We start from the raw sequence: 2521 nt of genomic DNA, 5'->3' as shown, positions 1-2521 counted from the left end.
GATATCTTGACTGACACACCGCCTTCGCGAGCAAGCCCGCTCCCACATTTTTGTCCGTATTCCAATCATCAGCCCCTACAATGCCTCCTATCATCCAAGGGGGTTTCATGGACATCGAACTGGCACGCACCTTCCTCGAAATCACCCGCTGCGGCAGCCTCGCCGCGGCGGCCGAGAAACTGCACGTCACCCAGACGGCAATCACCGCCCGGGTCAAAAACCTCGAAAGCCAGCTCAACAGCACCCTGTTCGTGCGCAACCGCGCCGGTGCCCGCCTGACCCCGGACGGCGAGGCGTTCGTGGTCTACGCCAACCAGCTTGTCCAGACCTGGGAAGCCGCACGCCGCGACCTGCCATTACCCGACGGCTACCGCAACGTGCTGCACATCGGTGGCGAAGTCAGCCTGTGCAACCCGCTGATGCTCGGCTGGGCCCAGGCCTTGCGTGAACACATCCCCGGTCATGCCTTGCGCACCGAGATTCGCGAAGGCGAGTACCTGTTGCGCCAACTGGAGCTGGGGGTGCTGGACGCCGCCTTGGTGTTCCAGCCGCAATACTGGCCGGGGTTGCAGGTGGAGCAGGTGCTGGAAGAAAAACTGATCCTGGTGCAACTGGCCGCCCGGCCCGAGCCCTACGTGTATATCGACTGGGGCCAGGGCTTTCGCCAGCAGCACGACGCCGCACTGCCGGACAAGGCCCGCGCAGCCCTGAGTTTCAATCTGGGGCCACTGGCGTTGCAGTACATCCTGGAAAACGGCGGTGCCGGGTATTTCCGCACGCGGGTCGTACAGAGCTACCTCGACAGCGGTGTGATGGAACGGGTGCCCAAGGCGCCGGAGTTCAGCTTCCCGACGTACCTGGTGTATTCCCGCGAGCGCGACTCGGCGGTTTTGCAGCAGGCGCTGGGGTTGCTGCGGGCGGTGGTGGAGGCCGAAAAGGATTGGTCGCAGCGCTGGGATCCGGTGATTTGAAGCCGTGCCCATGGTAGCCTCAGGTTGTTTTCTCCTGGTTCCCCCCTGCCGATGAACAAGAAAAAGTCCGTCACCATCAGCGACATCGCCAAACGGGTCAACATGACCACCATCACGGTGTCCCGGGCGCTGAGCAAACCCGACCTGGTCAAGCCCGCCACCCTGGCGCGGATTCTCGAAGTGGCGCGGGAGCTGGACTATGTGCCCAACGCCTTTGCCCGCGGGCTCAAGCGCAGTGAAAGCCTGATCATCGGCGTGATCACCGCTTCGGTCGACAACCCCTTCTACAGCGAGATGATCAAGGCGATTTCCCGCGAGGCGAAAAAGCACGGCTACACCATCATGCTGGTGGATACCGACGAACTGGAAGAACTGGAAAGCAAGGCAGTCGACACGCTGCTGGGCTACCGCGTGGCGGGGATCATCCTGTCGCCGGTCTCCGACGAGCCCAGCTACCAGCCGGACTATCTGGAGCGCCTGGGTAACGGCAAGACGCCGGTGGTGCTGCTCGATCGCACGATCCACGACAGCCCGTTCAGCCGCGTGGTGCTGGACAACTATCACAGCGGCATCGAGGCGGCGCAGTACCTGGTGCGGCAAACCCCGAATCTCAAGCGCCTGCTGGTGCTGACCGGGCCGGAGCATTCGCGCATCACCATGGAACGCCTCAAGGGCCTCAAAGAAGTCCTGGCCGAGCACCCGCAGGTGCAGGTCGAAGTGTGTGCCGGTGACTACACGCTGATGCCCTCCTACCTGCACACCCTCGACTACCTGGCCGAACACTCGGCGCCGGACGCGATCATGGGCTTCAACCAGTTGATCACCCTGGGCGCACTGCGTGCGCTGCGCATGCACAACATCCCCCATGACAGCCTGACCATCTGCGGCATCGACCGCCTGCCCTTTGCCGATATCTTCGGCGTGCCGATCGCCTGCGTGGCCCACGACGCGTCACTGGCCGGCAGCAGCGCGGTGCGGCTGCTGCTGGATCGTCTCGAAGACCCGCACAAACCGCGGGACAAGGTGGTGATCGCCGGCAAGCTGGAGAACGGCTAGCGGCTGGTGTAGCCGCCGTCGATCGGCAGGCTGACGCCGCTGATCATGCTGGCGGCATCGCTCAGCAGGAACAACACCGGCAGGGCCACTTCCGCCGTTTCGGCAAATCGCCCCAGGGGAATCGCCGCCAATGCCGGGTCGCGTTTGGCGGGCGCCGACCAGGCCATCTGTGCCATGGGCGTGAGGGTGACGGTGGGGTTGACGCTGTTGACGCGAATCCCGAAGCGGCCCCATTCGGCGCATTGCACACGGGTGATGGCGTCCAGTGCGGCCTTGGAGGCGCAGTAGCCGAGGTGATCGTCCAGGGCTACCAGCGAGGCTTGGCTTGAGACGTTGACGATGCTGCCGGGAATCTTCGCTTCAATCATCGCCGCAGCGATACGGCTGGCGACCTGGGCAGCGGCGCGGGCGTTGACGTTCATCACCTGGTCGAAGGCTTCGGCGCTGATGGCCGCGGCGGGTTCCAGGCGGGAAATGCCGGCGCAGTTGACCAG

Annotated in this window: 3 protein-coding genes; 2 read left to right on the top strand and 1 reads right to left on the bottom strand. The window is 64.1% G+C overall.

Annotated features, from left to right (window positions below):
• Positions 1 to 107 precede the first annotated feature (107 nt).
• Positions 108 to 971, top strand: a complete 864-nt coding sequence (locus tag HX786_RS30485) for a LysR family transcriptional regulator (protein WP_008430591.1) — start codon at positions 108 to 110, stop codon at positions 969 to 971.
• Between the two features lie 51 nt (positions 972 to 1022).
• Positions 1023 to 2027: a LacI family DNA-binding transcriptional regulator gene (locus HX786_RS30480; protein ID WP_087694790.1), complete on the top strand. Its 1005-nt coding sequence runs from the start codon at positions 1023 to 1025 to the stop codon at positions 2025 to 2027.
• On the opposite strand, the gene HX786_RS30475 is transcribed toward HX786_RS30480, so the two are convergent.
• Positions 2024 to 2521, bottom strand: a 498-nt coding sequence (locus HX786_RS30475) for an SDR family oxidoreductase (protein ID WP_178913027.1), incomplete at its 5' end; no start/stop codon positions are given. The two genes, HX786_RS30480 and HX786_RS30475, sit on opposite strands and share 4 nt — an antisense overlap.

Source organism: Pseudomonas sp. 21615526 (assembly GCF_013386245.1).
GTDB lineage: Bacteria > Pseudomonadota > Gammaproteobacteria > Pseudomonadales > Pseudomonadaceae > Aquipseudomonas.
The sequence above is the reverse complement of the archived record's forward strand: the minus strand, read 5'-3'. Positions and strand labels throughout refer to the sequence as shown.

What these genes read in the sequence shown, in the direction of transcription:
- HX786_RS30485 (WP_008430591.1), top strand. Translation starts at nt 108, where the DNA reads ATGGACATCGAACTGGCACGCACCTTCCTCGAAATCACCCGCTGCGGC.
- HX786_RS30480 (WP_087694790.1), top strand. Translation starts at nt 1,023, where the DNA reads ATGAACAAGAAAAAGTCCGTCACCATCAGCGACATCGCCAAACGGGTC.